The sequence below is a fragment of the Endozoicomonas sp. 2B-B genome (genome assembly GCF_053470045.1).
Map to the genome: position 1 here is coordinate 2,593,439 of NZ_JBLZMU010000001.1, position 25,453 is coordinate 2,618,891.

A 25,453-nucleotide genomic window follows, 5' to 3' on the forward strand; every position below is an offset into this window, starting at 1 on the left:
CGGGCTGGTCTATGCTATGACTCAGTTCTGTACAGTTGAGGAGCTCAAAGCATGACCGATCCATTGAAGATAGCAAAGTATTACTTCCAACTCTCAAATGACAGTAATTTTGATGAGATCACAAAGCTATTTTGTGAAAGTACTACTTACAGATCGGGAAAGGGTGAGCTTTTTCTGGGTGTGAATGACATCATGACTATGCAGAGACTTTATCATGGTATGTTTGCAAGCCTTGAATGGCAAGTAAGCAGTGTCATAGAAACCAAACCCGGAATTGTTCATTTTACTTTTAACTTTGTCGGTGAAACACACACTGGTGAAATTGTAGAGTATTCTGGTTCGGAAGATGTGGTTGTGCATGATGGGAAAATTCAGCACATTCAGGTTCAACGACGGTGAAACCTTGAAACTCTTTTAATAAAACTCATCAAGACGATTAAAAGCATACTTTAAAATCGGACCATAAAAAATACAGGCTCTACGGCGTACCTGAATACAATTTCGAGCGTATAGGTTAGTGATTTAATATAAAGTATAAGGGGGAAAGAGTAGAACAAAGAGCATCAGAGTTAGAGGTAGTGGAGGAAAGATGATTAAAAAATATTCCCATGTCTTTCTGTTAGTGGTTCTAACTGGTTGTTTTTATACCAGTCAGGGTGATATTCATAAATACGTTTATAGAGGGAGTATTTCAGGTTATGCATACGACGAGTATAGATTGTATTTATGTGAAAATGATAAACTCTTATCCAATCTTCAAGCAAAAAACCTTGAAGTTATAATTTATTCTCCAGTCAACCTTACTTTAGAAAATGATAAGCCTGTTGAAATACTGAAAGATGGTAACTATGTCATCAGGGTTTTAATGAAAAGAGCCTTTTCAAGAAGGAATGCTACCTATAATTATGAGCTATCTCTTTGGGTGTATGGTCATTAATTTAATACATTAGAATCAATTTAAAACTGTGAGAAGGTATTTTATAGAATCTTTTAAGTGGTTCTGGTGATGAAAATTATCAAACTAATAAAAATGCACCTGGCAGGGTTTTTCACGAGATTCCTGCTGTGCGCTCCTCAAGCGACAGGCGTTATAAGCCTCTCACTATAAGCTATAATACCCAATCTGATTTTGTTCTATTTAAGTTGGTGTTGTAATGAAGGTTTCTGTTCTACTCTTTGTTGTTGTTAAATTTATTTCAATAAACACTTGGGGCATGATGGAAGAAGATAACTCAGGTTCTGATAAGAATATCAGCCAGGACACAACTGTAAAAAAAACTGTAAAAAAAGAAGAGTGCAGTGTGAAATCACTAACTTATTTATTAAATCCTCCTTTGCAAGTAATCGTAATAACAACTGATGGTGATATTTATCAAGCAATTACTGGCGTGATGATGGGGCAATTTTATTTGACTGTGGCACATGTTTTACCTTTGTACGATCTGGATTCAATTAGCCAAATATTTGTTGGTCATCCCCAAGGCTCATTTTATAAAGAAGTGATTGTAGATTCCATAAGCTTTAATCCTGGGCAAGGAAGGGATCAGTGCGTATTAAAACCAAAATATTAAGAAATAGAGTTAATAACAAAGATTAGCAAGGGACTTTCCCTGTAGCCCAGCCTCTCCAAATGGGGGTGTTTAATAATTAGAAAAAATCTTCCCTGACATCAGGTGCTTAATCTTCGATCATTTCAGTGAAGGCTGCAATGGCATCAGGGTCACCATGTTTAATTTTGTTGGCAATGATGTGGTGAAAGAAATACTTGAAATCTTCATGCTCCTGCGCTGGAAAAAGGCATTCATCTTTGGGCAGAATGGGTGTGGTTTGTACTTTTTTCTCATCGGCCAGCATGGCATGAATTCGGCCGTCATTGTATAGGCGCCAGCTAGTGACATGAATCAACATCAGGGTGTGAAAGTTGTCTTCTGTCAGGATCGCATGAGTGCCAATATTGTCGCCAATTTCCTGCAAAACGAAGTCGGGGTCTTCTTCTTTCGTTTGAAAGTATAGGGCGGCGGTTTCCAGCTCTGTTATTTTGTATTCGGGAGGCTCAAAAAAGGCGTGATCATGAAAGCTGTCGTAGTAGCCTTCCCAGCGTCCATTCAGCGGATCATTGAGCTCTCGGGCAGGCACCAGCTTATTGAGCCATGGCACCAGAGCATCGACCGTACCATCTTTTTTCAGTGCCCAGCAGAGAATTTTCATACTGAACAGTTTTCCGGGATTAGCGTCGTTGCTGTAAAGCATTTCCAGGCCATCCTGCTCCGGCGCCAGCCTGATAATTTTTTCACTTTCGGTTTCGTTGACGGGTTTGCGGGTAAAAAGGTCAATCACATTCCCTTCGTCATCCGGCTTTTTATCCATTGAATCTCCCGTGCTGCAGGGCGCTTAAGTGTGAGTCAGGAATCGCCCTTAAGGCTGTCTATCGGCACTGGAGTCTGGAAGTTAATTCGGAGGGATTTGTCCGGGTTGCATCTGGCATTCAGACAGCACTTTTTGCCAACTTCGGGTATGGCGCAGAATGGCCTTGTCCAATTGATGCCAAACTGAAAAGGCGTAATCAGAACCGGTAATGGCCAATAGGTAGTCTTTCATGGCCTTGTCTGGAGCAGGTGGCAGTTCAAGCAGTAAAGGCAACATGACAGATCGCCACTCTCTCCCTTCCGAAACGACTTTGGCCATGTAGGGTTGGATACTGTCGACGTAGAAAAGTCTGAAGACATTGTTGAGTCGTTCTATTTTTACAGAGCGCCGACCTTGAGGGCAGATATTGTCGCTCTTTTCCAGCATCACTGAAACACGGTTGAGAGTGTTGGTAATAGCTGACGCGGCAGCCAGTAGTTGACCACTGTAGTGAGAAGCGGTTAATTGTTGCAGTTGCATTTCCAGAGACTGTTGATCGTAGGGAGGAGCAAAACGGTCATCTTTCAGATAAAGCCTCAGATAGTTTAAGGCTTCCAGTGTTCCCTGACGGCCATTATCTCCATGGAGAGGAAGCAGGGTCTGAAAGCCGCTCAACTGGCTTGGCAGTTCAGTTCCAGACAGCAGCATGTTCCATTTGGCGGCAGGCAATGCGGCTTCTTTCCGCTGAAGGATAGCTTTCAATCTGGTTCTTAGTTCTGCCTTTTTATTCTGCTGCTGTAAATAGTTTGTGCAGTCTTCCAGCTGGACGATCAGTTTTTTTTCGTAGTGCAGCAACTGGGAAGGCTGCATCTGCTTACCTAAACTGTTGTTGCGGTGTGCAATAAGCTGCGTAAGTCTTGGGCATTCGAGAAGATTCAGGGCTTCCAGTGCTTTTAAACGAATATCCGGTAATGGATATTGACGCTGTCTTAACGGAGGCATTTCAGGAAAACTGACCGTAGCAGACTGCATTGGCTGTCCGGTAACGTTACTGATTCTTTCTTCATACTCTTCCAGCTGGTATTCAGCTGTGGAACGATAACCACAGCCTGCCAGTGTGATCAGCAAAAGCAAGGCAAGGGAGCGAACAGTTACTTTCAAAGTCATGAGCAGTGATTGACAGGATTGAGTGCAGTATAGGTTTTATTTCTCAAACAGGAGTGACTGATCCACATAAGCCCTGAGTTGTTAATTTTAAGAATGGACTATAGTATCACGCCATCACTGGACTTAACGAATACGGCCATCGATGAAAATTGTTGCTGACGAGAACATTCCATTACTTCATGAATGCTTCGGGGCACTGGGTGAAGTAGTGGCTTTACACGGGCGAGATATTACTGCAAGCGATATTGCGGACGCAGACGCGCTGCTGGTGCGTTCAGTAACAGTGGTGAATGAAGCACTACTGCGGCAGGCTTCATCTCTCAGGTTTGTTGGTTCTTGTACTGCGGGCGTTGACCATATCGATCAGCAAACTCTGGCTGGCCGGGGCATTACTTTTGCCAATGCGCCTGGCTGTAATGCCCGTTCTGTTGTTGAGTATGTGCTTTGTGCCCTCGATATTCTTGCCGATCGGGATGGCTTCAGTCTGGTGAACAGAAAGGTAGGTATTGTGGGTCATGGTCAGGTGGGCAGCCAACTTTATAAAACCCTTGAAGGGCTGGGTGTTGAGGTCATGGCCTGTGATCCACTTTGTGAACGAACGGCGGGTGTTCGGTTCGAATCCCTGGAAACTTTGTTACGTCAGTGTGATGTCATTGCTCTGCATACTCCCCTGACCCGGGACGTGGATTATCCTACCTATCATATGTTGGATTATGACAGGCTGAGCAAGATAAAACCGGGCTCTATTCTGATCAATGCCGGGAGAGGCCCGGTCATTGATAATCAGGCGCTGTTGGAATTACTCGAAGAAGGTCTGGATCTCAGTGTGGTGCTGGATGTCTGGGAATATGAGCCCGATGTCAATCTGGATTTGCTGGCTCGCGTGGATATCGGCACCCCCCATATTGCTGGCTATAGTCTTGACGGCAAGATCTCGGGTACCGAGAAGGTCTATAAGGCCCTTTGCCAGACCTTTGGCTTGCCGTGCAGGGTTAGACTGGCCGCTATCACTCCCATGCCTGCACTGAAGAGAATGGGTTTTAATGACTCAGCTACCGCTGCCCAGGCCGCAGGTACTGCGATGAAATCCGTCTACGATCTGCGCCGTGACGATGCGCTTATGCGACGTCTCATCACCATGAAGAAAGAGGCGCGCGCGATCGAATTTGACCGGATGAGAAAGCACTACCGGGAGCGGCGGGAATTCAGCACTCTGGTGCTTCAGGCCAAAAAATGTGAGCCTAAGGTTCAAGAACATCTAAAGGCCCTGGGCTTTAATCTTCAGGAGGTCTGAGACAGTTTTGTTAGTTTCTCATATGCAGATCGATACGATCACTTCGTTATAAAGAGTCTCAGGAATCTTACGATAAACCTGTACAGATGAGTGCACTGGGACAGGTTACATGATCAAAACACTGGTGATGAGCCGCTACATTAGACCTTTGGGCTGGATAGCTATTGCGATTTGCGCAGTGACCTGGTGGATGGATCTGACAGAGATCGTGAAAACCTGTCCATTCTGCCGCACGGAAAGAACTGCCGTTGGTCTGCTCGGTGTTCTGATGGTTTTGCCTCATTACCGCTATATCAGTATTTTCTTAACCTGTCTGTTTTCCGTGGTCGGTCTGGTCACGGCTTCCCAGCATCTGTTCCTGATGATAAAAAGCTGGCACTTCTCGTTGAATACCCCGCTGGTTATCATTGCTCTGTGTTTGCTCTGTGGCGAGTTGCTGCTCTTGATCGAACGGGCTTTACTAAGCCGTAAAAGTCTGAAACAAAAGTCTGAAGCAAAAGTCTGAAACAAAAGTTCGAAGATAAGTTCCTGCTATTTGTTATGCTGGCTTACTTTATTGTTAGTATTAATATCCATAAAAGGAAATTATTATTCGTTTTATCTGTCAAATGAATAATAAGATTTTTAATCTGGAAGAATAAAAAAACTGCCATCCAGATTTGATAAACCATCTGGACAGGTGCTTAATGAAATACTAATGGATGTACAAGTACCTAACCAGTTGGTTTTGCATATTCTGGACGGCGGCTTTTTCCATCCTTCTGCGTTCCAACTCTGGTTGCGTAGCTATGGCTACGCGCCCGTCGTTGCGCCTTGAAGGATGAAAAAATCCACTCGCCAGAATATGCGAAACCAACTGGACAGGTACTTAACAATGAACTCAATGACAGAAATGCAATTACAATTCAACCTGGCTTCAATTCAATCAGAAAGTACTGAAGCTAAAGAGTCAGGCGCTAAAGAGTTAGGAGTTAATCAAGTTAGCTCTGATCAACGTTACCAGGCACAGGTTGAAACAAAATTATTATCAGAAAGAAAGGTTGATTTTGCTAATGATTTTCGTTTTCTTGATGAAGAGCGCTACGTAGTAAAGTGGTATCTTGAAGAACATTACGCTGAAAATCTCAATGTTGAAAAAAATTCCGGGGTTAAAAAAATGCATGTTTTTCCGTTTAGTTTAAATGGGGTAAAGCATTATAGATTAAGTCCGGATTACCCTGTTTCAGAAAAAGACTTTTCAGTGTCTTTGCCTTTGAGCGAAGAAGTAAATCTTGATTTATGCTATCGGGAGCAAGTAAAAAAAAGATTGTCAGATATCTTTACGCACGGCTTTGAGAATGTTTGTAAAACTTTTTATTTTTTTGAAGATCAGGGAAGTGTTGTGAGTGGTTTATGTCATCAATTTGTTAATTACCTGGCATTTGGGATGGATAAACAAATAAGTCAAAATTTCAATGGCTGGTATGAAAAGCTTTCATTTGTATCTATTCAAAAATTCGATCAGGAAAAAGTACGCTGGGGAGACATCGTTCAATTATTATCAGGTGAAAGTTTAGTTCATAGTCTTTTTTACATAGGAGATGGAAGGTATATAAGCAAACATGGAGTGTGTGATATATTTTTTCAGTCATTGTCAGCTGCTCAGGAGTCATACCCTTCAGACTCAGTGAGGATCGTTAGATTAGCGCCTGAATATTATTCAAAACAAATAACCTTTGAAGGAAATGACTGAGCCTTCTGGTTATCTGCGGCACGCCTGGTACTCCAAAAAAGTTTTGGTGCACTCAATGCAAAAACTGCTTCGGTAATGACTGCTGGTATCAAGTTAAAAGGCAAAGTGAAAAAAATGAGCTATTTTTAGTTTCTGATGTTAAAAACACAGGGTGGTACATCATGAAAAGTATAAAGATGTTCTTGTCAAAAGCGAGGAGTAAGTAGATAGTAAAGCGAAAAAATTGGATGGCCAGAGGTTTCTGGTATTTATCTACAGCGTCCGATAATAGCTTCTTTACACCGGCGGTTCACAATGGTTGGTGATAGAATCATAATTAATAGCTACTTTAAGATAATCGAGAATCATTTTTTTGAGCAGAAGCTTAAACATCGAAAGGTTAGAGCGTTGAGGTTTTTATGTTCCGTAAATATAAGATAAGTCTGATCTTGAGCTTATGTGGCATAGGCTGCTTAGTCGTCTACTACTCTGTCGGTGCATACGTAAATCACAACGGAATACTAACCGAGTCATTCGGTTTTCTCCCATTGTTCTGGATTTTTCAACTGTTGGCTTTGGTGGCGTTTGCTATCAGTTTTTCTAAGCCAGGATGAGCTAAAAATAAATAATTGTCATAAGTACCTAACCTTGCGAAAAAAAATGCCTCTCATTACTTTAGGTACTTGTCATTTCTTCTCAAAGTAATATTTGTCAATAATGGAAATGGTTATGTTGCTCGGTATAAGTATCGAGAAAACCATCAATAGCTAACGATTTTGTCAATAAGACTTTTTTCCATCGATTGTCATCAGGTAGGTAATATTGAGTATATAAATAACTATTTATTGAGTATGCTTCAAGCCCTAACATTAAGCCTATAAGAAGAGAGCTGCCAAAATAATCACCGAAGGTTTGATATCGCTTCCAGAAACCGTAACCTTCTCGCATGCGAGCAAGTCCGGAAATGGTCCAGAGGACAGGAAAAGATGTCATTCCTATTATTGCAGTTCCTTCACCGCGAGGGAAGCTATAATACTCGATTGTTCTGTAATTCGAAAAATTATTCTTTAGATTGTTTTTGAAAATTTCTCCAGCGGAAATACTTCCATGCCGAGCCAGCTTATCTGAAAAAGCATACAGTGTTGTAGATATATCTGTATTAATTTCACTGGGTGATGCAAATATATGTGACACCCATCGTTTAATAACGGGAGATTTATACTTTTCAGTTTTAATATCGATTACTGTATTTTTCCGTAAAACTAACTCAATATTATCAGCCGCTAAAGTTGTGGTAGGGTAAAATGAGAGGCCATAGGGTTTAAGATAATCGATTACTTTAGTGGAAGTGATTGGGCCAAAGATATTAATTCCTTTTATCTCGGATAAACTCACTTTTCTCTTTTCGGTATTATAGTTGATTCGTTTTTTTAGCTCATTTATATCAACAGTGTCAGTGCAAAAATGAAATGCGGAATACCCGTTTAACTCCAGGCTATCCATATAATGTTGAATCGCACTATTATAGTTTTTACAATAATTTTCATGAAAAACCATTACGTAAGTTGGTCGTAGCGCAGAGGCATCTGCACTAAGTAAAAAAGGAAATAAGTATAATAAAACTATTATTCTGAGCAACATAACTTCATCTCCATACTGTGTATATTGTATTAGACATTAAAAAAATGAAATAGTTTCAAACTACCAGAGATCGTGAAACGGCAGCATTGGAGTCAGGCGTTCATGCGGCGAAAAGGGGAAATAGGAAGGGGGAAGTAAGGGGAAGTAAGGGGAAATAGGACATCCATTAAATGCTTCTAAATCAGGAAGGGCTTCACATGAAAATCATTATTCTCATTGCCTACGAAGGAAAGATCTTCTTGCTATGCACAAATGTACGTATGCCACTTTTATCTTTACGAACTGCTTTAGCTGTTTCTGCCGGTTTAGGGTGTTGTAGCTCTAGCGCCGGAATGCCAGCGCGGTGTCCTTCTATAGTGTCTATTTTTTCACAAGGGCTTATGAACACCACTCAGAAAAAAACTCTCAACAAAATTACTGATATTAAGGCACTACCTGCACCAGAGAATTACTTTCATACTGGGTCGTACAGCGCTTCGTCAGGTCTGACATGGACATGCACATCAAACCACTTATACGCCTCTTTGTCGGTAATCGATTCATCAATCCTCTCCACCAGCTTGTGATGATAACTAACGGTGATACGTTCAATAATCAGTCCAAGATCCCGTGCAACATTAACCGTACTCTTTCCGTTTACCGTTGTTTCCAGGAAGGTTGTCTTGAAAGCGTCCGAGCCGTAATCTTTTTTGTGCTCTAACAGGATCTCTATGGTTTTCTGATTCGTAATCGTTTCCCGGTCAATGATCTCTGGCAGTTCCAGAAGCCATCCGAAACTGTCGAAACTCAACTTAAACTGACGGGCAATCACATTGCTCATATAGAAGTCTCTGGGCTTGATAGCCCCGGATTTGCGGTTATCTGAAAATGCCCAGCGGCTTTGGGTAAACTCGTTTTTAAACATGTATTGCGCAAAAGGTTCGCCCGGTTGATTGCTGCCTTTAGTGATCGCCTCATCGAGGACGGTTATTTTGGTTGTGGTCAGCTTATCGAGTTTTTCAAATTCAGAAGCATATTGCTTCTCCAGCTCCATCAGCCGATTTCGGATCTGCCGGTCCCGCCGGATTCGGTTTCGGAAATTTAAAAGGGTTTTAAATTCAGTGCTTAAAGTGTTCTTAACCTCCGGCTTCCATAACGACTTGCCTTTAGCCGTGGGTAGCAGGGCCGTAAACCGTTGTTCCAGCATTCGGCGCAGTTTCGGTTGATGGCATTCATCCTGCTCTGCCAAACGGACAATCCGCCCTTCCGCTGTCATGCCAAGCTTGTTCAGTGACTCTTTGCCAGAATTGTCCTTCAGGTAGCGCTCTATTGCTTGCGTCGTTTCTTCAACCGATGTTCCATGAGTTACAGTTGATTTCCCTGTATCGGCTAATAGGGGCGATTTAGGCAGTGAAGGTTCACTACTGTTACGTACTGTGACGTCCCTACCCATGATAACACCGGTGGATGTTTCCTCTGTTTTAGCTTGCTTAGGTTCTGGTGGAAATGGATTGAATGACTCATTTCTTTTATTGATACCGTCCATGTCTTATTACTCCAAAGCCAGTATTTATCTTTACCCAGTCAGGATAAAAGGAGTAAGTTAGAATCAGATTTATAAAAGAAGTTCATAACAAGTTGTTAAGTGTAACTAACAAAGTTTTTGTCTGTCAGTACATGCATGATGGTATGCGAAACCAACTGGCCAGGTACTTAAAGCTCTCGAGTGGATCAGACCTCATTCTCGCGTTGTGTAGACAATCACGGACATATGTAATACCAATCGTGCTTTCTAACTCCCGTGATGAGCATGGAGATTTGAGCCTTAAGACAAGGCGGCGTGAGGAGTCATAGCCTTAGCTATGGCGACGATCGGCAACGCAGGATTAAGGCTCAAATCTTCAGCGCAATAGGGAGTTAGAAAGTTCGATTGGTATAAAACCCGCTCTGGTTTAACTGCTTAAATACTGGATCAGATTGACAATAAAAAGTAACAGCGCAATCAACTGCCAGGTCAACACCGGATTTCGTTCTATCAGGGGCTGAAAGTCGTGGTTCCTGAATGAACGGTTCGGTTGTTTGAGATCTTGCAAAAACTCAGACAGGGCAGGGTATCGTTTAGCCGGGTCAGCAGCCACGGCTTTTGCCAGTGCCGAATCAATCCATGAAGGAATGGATGAGTCAGACAGGTTGGCGTGGCGGTATTGCATATGCTGATAATGTCTGACCCTGATACTGCTGCCTGAATGTTCCGGGTAGGGCAGTTTACCGGTCAGCAATTCATAGGCCATCACGCCAATGGCAAACTGATCCGCTCTTTCGTCGATAACCCCGTCCAGAAAGTATTCCGGCGCCGTATAGTTTTTGCTGCCCTGGGGTAAATCGCTGTGATGAGCCTGCTGATTTTCCAAATCCCCCGCGACTCTTGCTGATCCAAAATCAATCAGTTTCAGACGGCCCTTCTGGTCAAACATCAGATTTTCCGGCTTCAGATCCTGGTGCAGAATCTGAAGTCTGTGCAGCCCCCGAACAGCGGTGATCATCTGGGCGACAATATCCCTGACCTGAGTCAGAGTCGGTTTGGGGTTCTCCTGCATCCAGCTGCGCAGGGTCTGACCTTTTATGTATTCACAGGTATGGTAAAGAAATTTCCGACCTGGCCTGGGGGCCATGATTGCCATAATAGAAGGATGTTTTACTCTGCGACCAATCCATTCTTCACGCATAAAACCTTCGAGGTAATCGGGGTCATCTTCATAGTTGATAGAAGGGGTTTTGATGACCACATGATGGGCAGCGACTTCCTCAGGCCCAATATCTTCTGCGAGATAAAGCTGGCTGCGTTTGCTGGCGTGAAGTTCTTCAAGAATACGATAGCCGTCGAGTATCTGACCAGGGTAGAGATCTGGTGGCAATCTCAGTTGGGAAAGCCTTTCCAGGTTTTCACCAGCATCTCCGGCAGGGACTTCATCAATGCGACCGATGACGCAGGTCAGGTTGTCATGGCTGCCGTTCTTTAATGCCAGGCCCACCAGATGTTGTGCCACTTCATCCAGTGATCTTTGATCGGAAAAGCACTTTTTGAGGGCATCCTGTGAGAGAAAATCATGAATGCCATCGGTGGTCAGTAGCAGTATGTCTCCGACATCCAAAGCTTCTGATCTGTAATCCACTTCCACATCAGGCGCCATGCCCAGTGCCCGACCTAAATACTGTCGTCCACCCAGAGTGGCAGTATGATCCCGGGTCAGACATTCCAGCTCATTATTTCTTATCCGCCAGGCTCTGGAGTCACCGGTATGCACCAGATGCAATGTCGCTGACTTCAGAATCATGGCGGTAAAAGTGGTACACCAGCTGCCCTTATCCATGGGGTCCGTATGACCCTGCTGATAAAGCCAGCGGTTCAATGCGCTGAGAATCCTGGCGGCCGAATAACGGGCCGTCCAGGAATCCGGGGTACTGTAATAATCAGAGGTAAAGCTGGAGATAGAGGTATGGCTGGCCCGACGGGCTTCACTACAGGCGCTGACGCCGTCGGCCAGAGCCAGAACAGCACCTTTGTTATGCATTACATGGGTGTTTGCTGGCACCTCCGCCACCCAGGCGTCCTGATTTTCTTCCTTGACGCCGACACTGCTGGCAGCGGCTGTGGTCATTTTTAACGGCTTCATATTCTTCTTTTCTGTTTCCCGGCGCCTAGCAGCCTGTCGGACTTAAGACTGTCCTACTGCGGTTGCAATAAATTGGTCTAAAAATCCCTGTTTCTTCGTCAAATAGCTCGCTATTCTCCTCAGAAACAGAGATTTTTATCCTCAATTTCTTGCAATCCTCGCTACGGACGCTTAAGTCCGACAGGCTGCTAGAAAACCATTGCTGGCAGGTGCTGTCAAATGCAATAACAATACCGTGAAGTGCTGTGGTCTTGCATTAACATTGACCTACATGGTTTCTCGGAAGGTTTCTTTCTGATAACGCAGCAGGGGTGACAGGAAGTATTCCAGTAAACGACGCTGGCTAACAATAACGTCAGCGGTGACTATCATCCCCGGCTGTAATCTGATCCTGAGATCTTCCACCTGAAACCAGTCTTTTTCCAGATCAATATAGATTTGGAAAACCCAGCCCTTTTGTTCATCGTTAATTGCGTCGCTGGATACTCTTCGGACATGACCGTCCAGATAGCCATAGCGGGTGTAGGGAAAGGTTTCGACTTTTACCTGTACTTTTTGCTCGGGCCTGACCCAGCGAATGTCTTTATTAAGAATGATGGCTTCAACGATCAGCAGCATATTGGTGGGCACAATCACCATAACAGGCTGGCCCGGCTGAACCACATCCCCGGAGGAGTGGGTCTGAATTTGCTGGACAATGCCATCGATGGGTGCGATTAATATCTGGTTTTTTTCTCGCTGGTTCGCCTTTTGCCCCGTCTTGTCTGCACGATCCAGTTGTTCGATCGCTCCCAGATACTCCTTAACATGGTTCGAGATAAAAGATTCACGCTTTTGTTGTCGTTCGGCCAATAAAGCCTGATATCGCGCTTCGTGTTCCTTATGGCGCAGCACCATGACTTTCAGTTGCTGAGTGGTGTCAATCTGTTTTTCCCGTCGTGTCAGCCAGTCCACTTCGGACATCATTTTTTTCTGATAGAGGCCTTGGGTAATGGTGGCCAGCTTGTCATGAATAGGGTGTAGAAGCCGCAGACGTTCAATTTCTTCGGTATCAACCAGCAGGGTCGTAGACAACTCATCAATGGTTTTTGCTATAGCTTTATCCGCCGAAAGAAAAGCATCCAGCTCACTGGTCAGGTTGCTGTTTTCTGTCGACCATCGCTGTTCGTCAGGGGGGACCTCAAAAACCAGCTGTGCAAGGGCGGCTTCCTGTTCCAGATTAACGGAAACCGGCTGGTTAAGGTCCGGGGTGTTGACCATCCTGAGCAGGGTTTTTTCTCTTAGGGCAGACAACTGGGCACTGGTAATTTCACGGGCGGTTTGCAGGGTATTATTTTCTGAGTCAGTGGGGTTGGGGATCAGTTCAATAAGTTTGTCACCCTTTTTGACCCGACTACCCTCATCGACAAAAATGGTGCTGACTCTGGCCACCTGTATGGGACTGATTTTTTTTGAGTACCCGTCGGGGATAACACGCCCTTCCGCTTCTACGACGACATCAAGATTACCAAACCATGCCCAGACCAGAGCAATCACCAGTAACAGGCAGATACCGAGGGTTAAGACGTGCTTAAGGGGGGAAGCGGGGGTCTCCAGGATTTCTACCGCAGCGGGCAGGAACTCGTTTTCTTCTTTGGGACGAAAAGCAGAGAAGAGACGCTTGAGTCGTTTAATCATCTTGGTTACCTGACTGGATGTTCCACAATCTGGTGTAGTAGCCGTTCATTTCAATCAGGCTATGGTGGGTGCCATCCTCGGTAATCCTGCCATCTTTCATGACGATAATTCGGTCACAATGTCGGATGGTTGAAAGCCGGTGGGCAATGGTGATCACCGTTCGGTCTTCGGAAATGGCGTCCATATTCTGTTGCAGTACATGTTCGGACTCGTAGTCCAGTGCTGAGGTTGCCTCATCAAAAATAAGAATTTTCGGATCGCTGATCAGTGCCCTGGCAATGGCAATCCGTTGTCTTTGTCCACCGGACAGTCCTGTACCACGCTCACCCAGCTCGGTGTCGTAGCCCCGGGCCATACGGGTGATGAATTCATGGGCACCTGCCAGTTTGGCAGCACCAATCACAGCTTCCATTGGTAGCAGGGGGTCTGAATGGGCAATGTTCTCCCGGATGGTACCGTTGAACAGTGTGTTCTCCTGCAGCACAACGCTGATTTGCCGCCGCAACCAGGAGGGGTCAAGAAGCGCAATGTCGTTGTCGTCTATTAATACTTTCCCGGTGTTTGGCACATACAGACGCAGCAGCAGTTTTGCCAGGGTCGACTTACCGGAGCCGGACTCGCCAACAATGCCGATAGTTTGTCCGGCAGGAATTATCAGGGAGATGTCGCTCAGGGTATTCTGCAGTTCGCAGCTGTAGCTGAAATTGACCCGCTCCATCTGGATATGACCCTGCAATGCCTCTATGGGTGGTTTATCCAGACTCTGCTGTGGCTCCTGGGGGGTGTTCAGAACATCACCCAGGCGGGCAATGGATATCCGGAACTGCTGGAACTCCTGCCAGAGCTGGGAAAGCCTCAGGATCGGTTGGGCGACCTGGCCTGAAAGCATATTGAAAGCAATCAGCTCACCAATGGTCAGTTGCCCGCTAATGACCTCTTTGGCGCCAATCCACAATAGGGCTACGGTGACTATTTTGTTAATCAGCTCCACCAGGTTGCTGCCTACTGTGCCCAGTACACTGCTGTTGAAGCTGGCTTTGGCATAGCTCGACAGGTAACGCTCCCAGCGGGACTGCATTCTTGGCTCAACAGCGGTTGACTTCAGGGTTTCCATGCCGGTAACTGCTTCAGTCAGGAAGGCCTGGTTGATGGCACTGCGCTCAAACAGTTCCTTGGCGCGGTTGTGCAGGGTTGGGCTGATCAGTACGGAAAGCAGAACGTAAAACGGGATGGAAGCCAGTACGACCCAGGTGAGTGTGGATGAGTAGAAGTACATGGCGATAAATAAAACAATGGTGAAAAACAGATCCAGTATCAGAGTCATGGCATTGTTGGTAAGAAATGCCCGAATGTTCTCCAGCTCTCGAACCCGGGCCACCACCTGGCCCACAGGCCGGGCACTGAAATAGGCAATGGGTATTTTCAACAGGTGCTCGAACAGTCGGCTGCCCAGCTCTACATCCACCCGGCAGCTGGTGTGGGAGAACAGATACATCCGCAAGGTGCTCAGGGCCACTTCAAACAGCGACATGGCCAGCAGGGCAATGGCAATAACATTCAAGGTGGATATGGCCTGGTGCACCAGCACTGTATCCATAACCACCTGGAAACAGATCGGGGTAATCAGGGCGAACAGTTGCAGGAAAAATGAGGCAAGAACCACTTCGCCCAATACCCGACGGTATTTGATCACCACCGGAATAAACCAGCTGATGCCAAAGCGTTTCATGGTGTGAGCTAAATCAAACCGCCGGGTCATCCAAAGGGCGCTGCCATCCCACTTTTTCCAGAGTTCAGGCAGTTTCAGAATACACGGCTGCTGACCAAAAAATTGTACCATCGCGTTCTGCTTATCTGTATCGATATTGGCAATGATAAAAAACTGGTGATCTTTTCCCTGGGCGATAAAGGGAAGAGGGGCTTTATGAAGGTTGTTTTTAATTCTGACCTTCCGGGCCTTCATGCCAAGGCGTCGGGATAACCTGACAAGTTCCCTTAAGTCGATACTGACGTCTTTGCCGGATAACTCATGAATCAGCGAGTTGATGTCGACGTTTTTTTCATGGAATCTCAGCAGCAGAGCGAGTGCACTTGCTGCCGAGTGCGTGTTGGGTTGATCCATTGTGTACTGCCTGCAATGTTTTTTTGTGCAAATGAACTATGTGCAAACCAGCTTTGTGTAAACAAACAAAGCCTGAAAAAAAATTATTCTTAAGGTCATTTCTGTAGGTTAGTTCCCATCAAAAAACACAATCTATTGAAAACCTTGATTATTGAAACCTTGGAAATTGATCTTGAAAAATAAATAAAGCCCTTCTGTTTTTTTCAGCCATCACCCAATATCAATAAACATCAGGGAATGTTGAAACAGAGGGCTTCAAATGCGTAAAAAACGCAACACGCAGTGTAGTATGGAACTCCGCCATGTTCCTCACAGAATTTGCACACAAACTTCCGGACTATCGTAATGACTTGATCAGCCTGTTTACTCAACCCCGGTTTATCAACGTCAAATTTAGCGGAGTCGTCAGGTTTTGTGTCATTCCCTGGCTTGCCGATGTAATAAACGACGGGCTCTCGCTACTGTGATTGCCTGATAGGGCACTGAGGTCCTGAACAAGTCGCTGGTAGTGCTGGTACAGTTCCGTATCATTCAGGCTTGCCCCTAATGGCCGCTCGCTCTCTGATTCAATGTCGCCTTTCTCACCTCCGGCCAGGCTGCACAGGTAATTCACCAGCCGTTGCCCCCTGCGAATGATCCTGTTCAGAAAGGTCACGGCTTCATTCTCTCCCCCGTCACTGTCGTCCATGGCTGACGTACTGTCATTTCTGTTGATCATAGCCATAGGGTTCAGGCTGACTTGTCCACCTTTAAAGTGCAGGCTGGCCAGCACGTCCGGTTTCACCAGTGCCAGTGTCTGGTTGTTGCGGGTATTGATGATCCTGAAGGTTTGGCTATCCAATGGCAGGGAGTGGTTGTTGTGGGTGAGGTTCTGCGGGTTACACTGGCTGAACGCCACCTGTTCCGGGGTCAGGTCGGTAAAGAACAGTGCGGTGCTGTTATCACCCGACAAACGTCGTAAATCCGCCTTAGACCCGGACGAAAGTAGAACATAATGCTTGCCACGGCTGTCGATTGTGCGGGCTGGCCTGCACGCCCGCAGGTCATAGACGTCATTGCCAACACCGCCGACCAGCGGGCGGGTCCAGTCCAGGATGGCTTGCCACAGGCTGCTGTTGCCGGGCGTATCCAGCCTCCGGTTGTCACACTGGTCGCCCCGGTTTGCCAGCACTTCTGGCCGTGCTGCGATGTTGCCTGAGGTTCCCAGCAGCAGCAGGTCATGACCGCCCCATCCACGGAGTGACCACTGTCGGGCGTCGGCGCCAAGGTACAGAATATTACTGCGGCTATTGCCCCAGAGTCTCGCTGTCCTGTTACCGACGGCGGACGAGCTGATTACGGAGGGTAGAAACGGCCATGACTGGTAACCGCTGTCGGGTTTCGGCCCGCTCACCTGAACACTGCCCGGCTCCCAGCCCCACTGTCCTGTGCCGGTAATAAACACCTGACGTCTGACGTATGTGGCGTTCAGGGGTTCCAGTGTCAGTTTAATCCCGTCCATCGCCTGGTAGGTGACGATTTTTACGGGTTGGTCCTGCTGGATGTACAGGGGATTGCTGGCTGTGGCGTTGATGAATCGGAGGCGTTCCTTCCTGACGAGGCTGCTCACCGTGAGTGGCAGGACGACCCCCTGACCTGAGTCCGTCACCCGTGCTGCCAGGTCGGATAATGACAGCTCAAGGTCATTGAACACCAGCGTTGTGGGTTGCAGGAACTGGTCGTGCTGTCTGGCCCAGACCTGCTGAATCTCGATCTCGGCATCGCCGGTGGTAAGCCGGTTGGACAGCACCAGGTTCTGACCCCGGCGCCAGGCAAGGAAGAGGAAGGCCGATACATTCAGTTCAATGCGGGTTTGTGCCCTGTCGTGCTTGGTGATGCTTTCTTCAGCCAGGCCGGGATGGATGAGGATTCGGGCAAAAAATGACAAGTCTGTCTCATCCAGTTTAATCACGTCGGACCCACCCTGGCCCTCCACCATGATCCCGAACCGCTGTCGGGTACCATTCCGGACAAAGGCCACCTGATGCTCTTGGTAGTAAGTGTCCAGCCGCAATGTTTCCAGTTTGATCTTGTCGGCTCCGGGGGTTCCTGACAGCAGCAGACCCTCGGCCATCACAGCTACCCCATTAAAAGTACCCAGAGACTGGTAACCTCTGAGGTTAACCCGGTACAGCGTTTGCTGATCCTTACTATAAACGACTGTAGCTGCTGAATGACGGAACCAGTACCAGTGATGGTCTTTCATGATGGCCGAAGTTTGCCCAATCAGTTGCTGAACACTGTGCCCCTTGTCAGGCAGGCCGAACAACAGTCTCTGTTGTGCGGGAAATCGGCCCCGGTAATCTATCCAGGCTGTCTGGGTTGGGAGATAGCCAGGGCGCAGCCTGAGGTCGATCAGTCCGGTGTCGATCCGCTCTCGAATGTCTCGTGGCAGTGATCTCATGCCATGGTTGAAATCCTGCCGGGTCCTGAACATTCGGCTGTTGGAAGCTTTCCTGGGCCCCATCCGGCTGAGGTCGAGGGCCACCAGGGCCAGACGCTCCCGGTTGGCCAGGTATTGGGCCTGCTGCGTTTGGACCCGCCATGCCTGAGCACTGGCTTGCCACTGGTAACTGCCTCGCAATTGGGTGTCATAGGGCAGATAGGGCAGGGTGTAACTGCAGGGACAGGAGATCAGGGTGTTGAACTCGTTGGGCACCCCGGTCAGCGGAACGGCGGCAGCCTTGCCACAAAAGGGATGGCCTTTGGCGCCCTGGTCAGGCTGGGGGAAAAACTCGAAAGCCTCCTGTTTGCGGGTGTCTGAAAGGGCGAGCAGCTGGCCATCGTCGTTCACCATGACCTCAAACCGGTCTCGGGTGTTGGCCGCCAGCAGGGTATCATGGCCTGGGAAGTACTTGAAGTCCAACTGTCTGATCGCGCCTAGCAGGGGGTGGTCGGTCATCGGGGTGATCGGTCTCAGCGGCACCAGTCCCACCGTTGCCGAAAACTGCTTCCGGGCCTCTGCCACCAAGGTGCGCAACCGTTCCTTAAGCCCACCGATGAATGCCCGGGCACTGGCGGTGGTCCAGGCTGTGCCGGGGTGTCTCAGGGTTACTTTGGTGAAGACCTGGTTGACTATCTGGCCCAGGTTCAGGCTGTCCATCACCACGCCGGATTGGGGGGTGAACTGGCGCACACTCAGGGTCTCGTTCGACTTGGCGACAGTCTGCCCGGTGGCCTTGACTTCCCAGTGCTCAAAGGGTCCTGACTCCACTGACAGGTTTTCGCTGACCACCCGGGTGTTGTCCCAGGCCTGGTCTGGTATCCACAGCCGGTAGCCACTGAGGGTATCAGCCAAAAGGCCGCCGGAGCGCGCCTGCACACGGGCAAAGATCCGGTTGTCGGCCATCTGTGCCGGGGACCGGCGCTCGCCCGCCGGGCGGATCACCTGGAAACCGGAGCTCAGGCGCTGGACGCTCTTGGTATTTTTGACGACAGTAGTTATGTAATACAGATTGCCGGAATGCTGGCTGAACAAAAGGTAGTAAACACTCCAGCCCTGCACCACCTTGCGCACCGGCAGGTGCTCCTCGCGCAGTGTCTTCTGGACTGGCTCATTGATCTGCCGGAAGCGGCTGCCGTCGTCCTTATTGATCAGCGGGCCGCCATCCAGCAGGCTGCTCAGGAAGGCAATATAGGTTCGGGTGGCACCGTCATAAAAACCGGTCCTAAGTATGCGTGGACTGTCGTATTCATCGACCATCCGCAAGGGAATCAGCTCCTCGTCAGATGTCGTTGTGTCGGGTGTCGCTGCAGGTGGGGTAGGAGGTACGCTGAGCTGCCCATCCAGTGTTTCTGCCGCAATAACCTGGTGAGCCAGCTGACCGGACGGGCTGGCCGTCAACAGGTAATAATAGGGGGCATCAAACACCAGCAATTGTGACTCATCTTTGTTCGGCACTGTCTTTGATACGTGGTTACCAAACAAGGCGCCATGTTTGCTGACCTCAAGCTCATGGAAGTGGCTGATGTCCCGGTTCAGGACTCCGGTGGTCTGTAGTAACACCTGGCCGTTGGCGGAGTCAAAAAAATAGTAGCCAGTGTCCGGGCCTCCCTGGAGTGGTTCTACCTGGTCATCGGAGGGAGCAACGAGCGGGATTACCGTGCTGTGGTGGGTATCGTACCAGAGCCGGATCCGGTCTAACTGATCCCAGTCCGCTTCTGCCAGTCCCAGCTTGTCAGGGAAGCAGCGGTAAGGTTTTTTAAGATACTCATTGACCTGTCGGTCACAGTCCTGCTTATGTTGCAGCCAGGCCGGGTTCTGCTCGACTCGCGGGGGCGGATCAGCTTTCATGGGTAACGGGTCAATAGCACCGCCCATCGCCCGCAGCTTCGGTTTTTTGGGCGCAAACCGGGATGTGAGCCACTGTTCCGGCGCAACGGCCATACAGCGTGCGCGGATCCGGGGTGAGGCGTCGCAGTCTTTCAGCTCCAGCGGCAGGAAACGGCTGGCCCCGGTGTAGTTGATCATTATTCCTTCCAGCTTCATGGCCCTTAACGAACTGTGATTCAGTTCGCCAGTGTCGTACAAGCGATGAATCACTTTGCGGTCCGGCAGCCACTCAAACTCGGCGTTGGTATCCTGAGCTATCACTCTATAGGGTGTGTCTGGCGTCGGGTTAGGAAACTGGAAGCGGGTCTCACCTAGTGTGAGGGTCCAGGTTTGGTTGTCAGTCGGCCCGGATGAACAGCGTTCCACCCCTCCACCCCATCCGTTAATGCAGGCATAGGGGAGCCGCCCGTCGTAGTTCAACACCCAGGTAGAGGTCTGCCCCCGGGGGTGAACGCGGATGAGGTGGTTACCGTTGGACATCAGGACGTAGGTCTTGCCGGCCCCTTTAGCAGGACTATACAGGTCATAACCCAGCAGTCTGGAAAATTCGTCTGAGACCTGACGAAAAACGACGAGGTGATTGTGGCTATCGAGATACAGACTGCTGGTTGACGGACGGAACTTCAAACCGTCGGTACTGGTGAGCATCTGGCCAAGGTATTTATGGTCGTAGCTGAAATGGTCGGAGCGGACATAAGTGGAGCCACGCCGCTCAAGCTCGGTATACCGGATGTCTTTCACTATTTTGTGGTAAAGCCATTTCAGCTTGCTGTCGCTGACGGCATCCAGAAGCTTCAAACCGGGGGAGCTGCTGTCCAGCGCACTCCTTGAAAGGATATTTTCTAAGGGGGTGTAGCGGAGCTTGACCTCCCACGGGGGTACGGAAGGCATTAAGATGATCATTTTACCGGTCATCTGCCGCAGGTTGTGGAATACCCCGTCTGAGCATTGATACCCGGTTAAACGCGACTCCGTCCTGCATAATGTCGTCAGGGCATCGTTGATCAGGTTAAAGGTGTCAGGAGAGTATTCGATGCGGTTAATGTCGCTGGCGCAGTATGGTTTGAAATGGTTAAGTATAACGGATTCGTCCTTACATGGTTTCCAGTCGTCTTTTTTTCCGGCGATTAAGGTTGTCTGGAATGAATAGCCGCCACCGTAGGTCAGGGTTCGGTTCACCAGGTTGATGGACTGGATGTTCAAGGTCAGGAGATTTTTGCCATCCCCGCTCATCAACGCATTGAGGGTCTGGTTGTTGGCCAGGAAGCTTTCGGGGTCTAGTTGGGCGTGAATCAGGTCAAAGATCTGTGTAGTCTTGGCCGGAACGTCCCGCAATCCTTTAGAGGCCAGCTCCTCTAACTGTTCCTTATAATAGCCATTAAAAACTTCCCTGACATGGTGCATGAAACTGTCAATGAAGACCCCGTACCGCCCGGTAAACTCAGAAGTGGTGGAATTTGCCGTATCCACCGACTCGAAGATCACCCTGGATTTCATGAGTTTGTTGACTTCCGGGTCCTGTTCTTTCTCGTACTCATTGACGGTCAGGTTGAGACTGGCTAACGGCACTCCGCTACCCAGCAAGGGCATAAAACGACCAGCTTTTTTCAGACCTCCAGCGGAGGTTTTTTTCCCTTTGACTCGGAACCCTTGATGATCTGGCCCCTGGAGAAAGCTGCGGAAGCGTTCAAAGGCTCCGGACGTAAACCGGATGTTTTTTCGGGCCTGGGTATCGGGTTCCAAAAAGTCCATGCGCCAGCCCCGGCCACGCCTGTGGAGGGTATCCAGTCGGGGGACCATGCTGTCGGGGAGTGAGTGCCCGGCTTTAACGTCCCTCAGGGCGGTGTCGAACTCCAGCAGCCGCTGCCTGAATTCGCTCCGTTCACTGGCCACACCTGAGAGACTGCCTTCAGTCCGGGGTTGCACCGGAACCGAAGGGTGGCCGGGCGGCAAATAGCGGAGGGAGACTTTTGCATCTGATGGCCGGGGCGACATCAGCACAGCCGTTTCGCCGGGGAGCAGCCGGTACTCCGGTTGCCGGGTGGCCGGGGAGCGTAGCACAAGGGTTTCAATCGCCGGGCGGTCCTTTGGCATCAGGCGCTCGATATCCTTCACCAGTCGTTTGAAGACATGGGCACTACGACTTCTGGGCTCGATAATCAGTTCGCCCACCAGGGGTTTGCCGTCGGTGGGCGAACGGGTCATAAAGGTTTTCAGGGCGTTCAGGGCCTTGATTCCGCGAGGCTGGCTGCTGCTGGCAAGATCACCGACGGTCAGGGTGGCGATGCGGCAGTCTGGGGTAAATTCGACCAGTGTCGTCAAAGCATGAGCGATGAGTCGAGCTGGTCGGCCGAGGACAGTAACGTGGTTGCCCTCTCCTCCGGCGATGGCCGACTGAACCCGGCCAGCGGGTGTGAGCAGCACATAACTGGCAGAGGGGGTGGCTTTCAGCAACAGGGGCTGGCCACTCAGCGTCCCTTTCTTGATTTGCCTTTGGGCGAAATCAAACGAGGCGTCGTCCAGGGCAATGACAGAGTGAGTGCCCCGTGTGTGAGCTAATGCGTCCTTGCCTTCCAGGCGACGAAACCGGGTGAAAAAATCCTGCAGCCAGCGCTCACCTTCGTTGGAGCTTTTCAGCAGGGCGATATCCGTTTTGTCGTTGTCGTCGCCAAGATAGAGTTGGGTATCGGAGCCGGAAAGTAAACGGAGGGCATTTGCCAGTTCTTTACGCCGGATGACACAGCTGTTGGTATCGGCTGATCTTCGAGGCCTGTTACAAGGCCCCGGTAGCTCGACTGTGAGAAAATCGATGTTGTCGAAATCATTTTTGTATCTCCCGTTAAGTCTGGCGGCACCTTCTACTGTTAAAGGATCGACAGTGTGAATATCGTATGATTTTGCCTGTATCCGTCTTTTAAGGGTTTCGAAGGCCTTGACCTTCGCTTCTTCACTCTTGAATTTGTCCATTTCCCGCTCAAGCAGGTCGACTTCGTGAGCCTCGGGAAAACGTCTTTTGTAGCGTGCAAGCCATTCACTGTACGAGGAAGAATGCTCAGCCAGGTAGAGTGAGTCTGATAAACGATCAGTTTTTCTGTGATCCGGATTGACGAAAGCAACTTTTTTATTGCCATTATTTTCCCATAATCCATGAGAGATTGCGGCTTGGAAATTAAATTGTAATTTATAATCTCGAGCATCTTTTCTGGGATCGTTAAAGTCATCTCCCATCTCGTTACAGTGCTCACCTTCGAGTCTTTGAGAGGAAGAATGACCTTCGGGGTTGGCACCGATAAATGGAATTTTGTCTAAGGCTTTGATCGAATCTTCTTCTAAATTAACAAAAGACTCATCCTGGCTTAAGACATCAACAATCTTACCTGCGGCTATGGTACCGGTACACTCACCTTCGGGTCTGGCATAAGTCAACTGACTTTCGGGGTCAATGGAGGCCAACCCGAACCTGGCTTTATATTTAATGGTATCGTCGTCGTTCAGGGTAAAAACAATACGGTTGAGTTCAGGATAGGGCGTATCTCTCGAGGTTGACGGCTTATCAGGATCACGACTAGTGGTTTGCTGAGGAGCGCCTGCTGACATCGACTCTCGAACCGCAACAGCTGAATGTGCACGGATACTCTCTTTGGCCAACTCCCTCAAAACTTCAGGGACAACATAATCTTTCTGTCTAATATCCAGTAAACCTTCAGAGCCCGGAATGTCTTGCGCAGAGTTGTCAAACAAGAACGTTATGTTTTGTACAGTGGTATGCCTGGGGATCACCATTCGCAGGACTGTTGATAGCTTTTCCACCAAGTACCTGGTGTAGAGAGGAGAAATTGCATTCAACTTGGTATCAAAGAAGTGAAGGTTTCCAGTAATGATGACTTTAGTGTCTTCGCCAATATTTGTGATCCGAGCGCCTTTTATTGTTTCAAGTTTTTTTCTTTCCGTTGAATCGACATTAACAGCGTTGTACAAAACGCTGCTGTCTTCAGTGCGGTAGTTATCATAAACTTTACGACACTTTTCTAAAGAATCGATCATGTCGATCTGATTATCAGAAACATGAATCATTATTAGTTTTTCGTACGGCTGCTGCCGTACTATTACTGACTGGACAATATCCGGGGTGTAGGGTTTTCTGTTATAGAAGGGATTGTTTGCTGAGAAGTCATCAGTTAGCTTGATTGTCGGTTTTATTTTTATTTGGTAATTTTTTAATCTTTCAAAGGCCTGATAACCTAATTGGGCGATAAGCTGGTAGTCATCCTTCCCGGGATCATATAAAAGGTTAGTTGCCATGATTGCAACTTTATTGATGTCATCGCTGGAGACACTGATTGTTTTTTCTCTATAGAATTGATTCAAATACTCCTTTATCTTTGCTGTGAGTTCTTTTGTGTTTATTTTTGATTTTTTTAAACCTTCTACAGTGTTATGAATAAAACAGAGTTCATCGAGTTGTAGTATGATTACCGGGTTTTTTGTGCGAGATGTCACCATTATTGGTTTGAGTGAGTCATAAAGAGATCCATGGATAATGTTGTCTTCAAAATTTACTTCTTTGCTAAAAAATAATTTATTACTGGTGTGGTCCGTTAGTTCGTATTCCTCAAGTTTATTGAATACATCCCCAATATTGCTTTGTTTTATGATGCTTTTGATTAGAGTGAATGCCTTTTTTGGCAGGTCTTTGTCGTATGTTTCAAAATAAGGGTCAGGGTCTGAAATAGTTCCATCTGCAAACATCTTTTCTAAAAGAGCACGTATCACAGCCCTTTCGATCTGCTTTTCCCTCCCATCACCTGCTGCCATCCCCGATATAGGGTTGAGCAAATTGCTACTTTTTTGAATGAGTTCAGGATCCATTTTTGGTAGTAGTCCTTTATCAATATATGTTCCCCCAAGCTTGAAGTGATGATGCAGTCCTATAAATCTTTCGGTTATTAAAGTGTTGTCAAAGCCTAAAGTGTACCTGATAAATTTATCGGTCGGTCCGTCAAAATCATCCAGGCTTCTATGGATGAGAGCCTTACTGATAGATCTTTCAATTTGATCTAATATATGGTTGGTTTTATTCCATTGGGTGAGAAATTCCTTCTTTACACCATCTGAAAAAACAGAATGCATTATATCCAAATTATTTATGTCACGGTTTTCACCGAAAAAGCTATCAATTTTATCCCAGATGCTGCGTTTCAACTGAGCAATACCTCTGGGGTAATCTTTTTCAATAGCTTCTGCTTTTATCTCAGATAACAGCAACGAATATAGAATTTTTTGGTATATCAAACGTTGAGGGGCCCATACATGGAGGGTATGGTGCGGGTTCACCCTTGCCCATATTGTTAGAGTACTAATCTCCCAACCTTTAACAGGACCGACAATACTGAAATGAATATTCTTGGATATTAGCATGATGACACCTGATAGATTAACCCGTACGGTTCCCCGAACGGGTGTGATGCCT

At 47.7% G+C, this 25,453-nt stretch carries 15 protein-coding genes; 7 read left to right on the forward strand and 8 right to left on the reverse strand.

Annotated elements, in window-relative coordinates; translation table 11 throughout:
* The first annotated feature begins 51 nt into the window (after positions 1-51).
* The 3 genes from ACOMHB_RS10730 (at position 52) to ACOMHB_RS10740 (ending at position 1,571) form a co-directional block, all read left to right on the forward strand.
* Entirely contained in the window at positions 52-399 is a 348-nt protein-coding gene (locus ACOMHB_RS10730) for a hypothetical protein (RefSeq protein ID WP_448216610.1), read from the forward strand.
* Positions 400-589: 190 nt separating this feature from the next.
* The gene (locus ACOMHB_RS10735; RefSeq protein ID WP_448216611.1) at positions 590-937 is read left to right on the forward strand and encodes a hypothetical protein; all 348 of its coding nucleotides are present in this window, start codon (positions 590-592) and stop codon (positions 935-937) included.
* Between the two features lie 217 nt (positions 938-1,154).
* The gene (locus tag ACOMHB_RS10740) at positions 1,155-1,571 is read left to right on the forward strand and encodes a hypothetical protein (RefSeq protein ID WP_448216612.1); all 417 of its coding nucleotides are present in this window, start codon (positions 1,155-1,157) and stop codon (positions 1,569-1,571) included.
* Between the two features lie 106 nt (positions 1,572-1,677).
* Here ACOMHB_RS10740 and ACOMHB_RS10745 read toward each other — a convergent pair whose 3' ends face one another.
* Together ACOMHB_RS10745 and ACOMHB_RS10750 are read right to left on the reverse strand one after the other, a co-directional pair.
* Positions 1,678-2,367 (reverse strand): hypothetical protein, encoded by a 690-nt coding sequence (locus tag ACOMHB_RS10745; protein WP_422133253.1) that lies wholly within the window; start codon positions 2,365-2,367, stop codon positions 1,678-1,680.
* Between the two features lie 81 nt (positions 2,368-2,448).
* Complete coding sequence (locus ACOMHB_RS10750) at positions 2,449-3,513, reverse strand: DUF3080 family protein (protein ID WP_448216613.1); 1,065 nt, start codon at positions 3,511-3,513, stop codon at positions 2,449-2,451.
* A gap of 142 nt (positions 3,514-3,655) precedes the next feature.
* Between ACOMHB_RS10750 and pdxB the strand changes: the two genes are divergently transcribed.
* From pdxB to ACOMHB_RS10770, 4 genes are all read left to right on the forward strand, one after another.
* Positions 3,656-4,807, forward strand: a complete 1,152-nt coding sequence (pdxB, locus tag ACOMHB_RS10755; protein ID WP_448216614.1) for a 4-phosphoerythronate dehydrogenase PdxB — start codon at positions 3,656-3,658, stop codon at positions 4,805-4,807.
* Between the two features lie 109 nt (positions 4,808-4,916).
* On the forward strand, positions 4,917-5,312 hold the full coding sequence (locus ACOMHB_RS10760; protein ID WP_448216615.1) for a disulfide bond formation protein B: 396 nt from the start codon (positions 4,917-4,919) through the stop codon (positions 5,310-5,312).
* Positions 5,313-5,681: 369 nt separating this feature from the next.
* Positions 5,682-6,539 carry a hypothetical protein gene (locus tag ACOMHB_RS10765; protein WP_448216616.1) on the forward strand — a complete coding sequence of 286 codons (858 nt, stop codon included), beginning with the start codon at positions 5,682-5,684 and terminating at the stop codon, positions 6,537-6,539.
* Positions 6,540-6,937: 398 nt separating this feature from the next.
* Complete coding sequence (locus tag ACOMHB_RS10770) at positions 6,938-7,132, forward strand: DUF3955 domain-containing protein (RefSeq protein WP_448216617.1); 195 nt, start codon at positions 6,938-6,940, stop codon at positions 7,130-7,132.
* Between the two features lie 97 nt (positions 7,133-7,229).
* On the opposite strand, the gene ACOMHB_RS10775 is transcribed toward ACOMHB_RS10770, so the two are convergent.
* The 6 genes from ACOMHB_RS10775 to ACOMHB_RS10800 form a co-directional block, all read right to left on the reverse strand.
* On the reverse strand, positions 7,230-8,159 hold the full coding sequence (locus ACOMHB_RS10775) for a hypothetical protein (protein WP_448216618.1): 930 nt from the start codon (positions 8,157-8,159) through the stop codon (positions 7,230-7,232).
* Positions 8,160-8,613: 454 nt separating this feature from the next.
* Positions 8,614-9,684, reverse strand: coding sequence for a hypothetical protein (locus tag ACOMHB_RS10780; protein ID WP_448216619.1), 1,071 nt, complete (start codon positions 9,682-9,684; stop codon positions 8,614-8,616).
* A 406-nt stretch (positions 9,685-10,090) separates the two neighbouring features.
* Positions 10,091-11,812, reverse strand: a complete 1,722-nt coding sequence (locus ACOMHB_RS10785) for a bifunctional protein-serine/threonine kinase/phosphatase (protein WP_448216620.1) — start codon at positions 11,810-11,812, stop codon at positions 10,091-10,093.
* Positions 11,813-12,079: 267 nt separating this feature from the next.
* Positions 12,080-13,489: an HlyD family type I secretion periplasmic adaptor subunit gene (locus ACOMHB_RS10790; protein ID WP_448216621.1), complete on the reverse strand. Its 1,410-nt coding sequence runs from the start codon at positions 13,487-13,489 to the stop codon at positions 12,080-12,082.
* Positions 13,482-15,611, reverse strand: coding sequence for a type I secretion system permease/ATPase (locus tag ACOMHB_RS10795; RefSeq protein ID WP_448216622.1), 2,130 nt, complete (start codon positions 15,609-15,611; stop codon positions 13,482-13,484). Before ACOMHB_RS10795 ends, ACOMHB_RS10790 begins: the two co-directional genes overlap by 8 nt.
* Before the next feature lie 367 nt (positions 15,612-15,978).
* Positions 15,979-24,852 carry a hypothetical protein gene (locus ACOMHB_RS10800; protein ID WP_448216623.1) on the reverse strand — a complete coding sequence of 2,958 codons (8,874 nt, stop codon included), beginning with the start codon at positions 24,850-24,852 and terminating at the stop codon, positions 15,979-15,981.
* Positions 24,853-25,453: the final 601 nt, after the last annotated feature.

Coding starts and splice junctions, on each gene's coding strand:
- ACOMHB_RS10730 (WP_448216610.1), top strand. CDS start 52: ATGACCGATCCATTGAAGATAGCAAAGTATTACTTCCAACTCTCAAAT.
- ACOMHB_RS10735 (WP_448216611.1), top strand. CDS start 590: ATGATTAAAAAATATTCCCATGTCTTTCTGTTAGTGGTTCTAACTGGT.
- ACOMHB_RS10740 (WP_448216612.1), top strand. CDS start 1,155: ATGAAGGTTTCTGTTCTACTCTTTGTTGTTGTTAAATTTATTTCAATA.
- ACOMHB_RS10745 (WP_422133253.1), bottom strand. CDS start 2,367: ATGGATAAAAAGCCGGATGACGAAGGGAATGTGATTGACCTTTTTACC.
- ACOMHB_RS10750 (WP_448216613.1), bottom strand. CDS start 3,513: ATGACTTTGAAAGTAACTGTTCGCTCCCTTGCCTTGCTTTTGCTGATC.
- pdxB (WP_448216614.1), top strand. CDS start 3,656: ATGAAAATTGTTGCTGACGAGAACATTCCATTACTTCATGAATGCTTC.
- ACOMHB_RS10760 (WP_448216615.1), top strand. CDS start 4,917: ATGATCAAAACACTGGTGATGAGCCGCTACATTAGACCTTTGGGCTGG.
- ACOMHB_RS10765 (WP_448216616.1), top strand. CDS start 5,682: ATGAACTCAATGACAGAAATGCAATTACAATTCAACCTGGCTTCAATT.
- ACOMHB_RS10770 (WP_448216617.1), top strand. CDS start 6,938: ATGTTCCGTAAATATAAGATAAGTCTGATCTTGAGCTTATGTGGCATA.
- ACOMHB_RS10775 (WP_448216618.1), bottom strand. CDS start 8,159: ATGTTGCTCAGAATAATAGTTTTATTATACTTATTTCCTTTTTTACTT.
- ACOMHB_RS10780 (WP_448216619.1), bottom strand. CDS start 9,684: ATGGACGGTATCAATAAAAGAAATGAGTCATTCAATCCATTTCCACCA.
- ACOMHB_RS10785 (WP_448216620.1), bottom strand. CDS start 11,812: ATGAAGCCGTTAAAAATGACCACAGCCGCTGCCAGCAGTGTCGGCGTC.
- ACOMHB_RS10790 (WP_448216621.1), bottom strand. CDS start 13,489: ATGATTAAACGACTCAAGCGTCTCTTCTCTGCTTTTCGTCCCAAAGAA.
- ACOMHB_RS10795 (WP_448216622.1), bottom strand. CDS start 15,611: ATGGATCAACCCAACACGCACTCGGCAGCAAGTGCACTCGCTCTGCTG.
- ACOMHB_RS10800 (WP_448216623.1), bottom strand. CDS start 24,852: ATGGATCCTGAACTCATTCAAAAAAGTAGCAATTTGCTCAACCCTATA.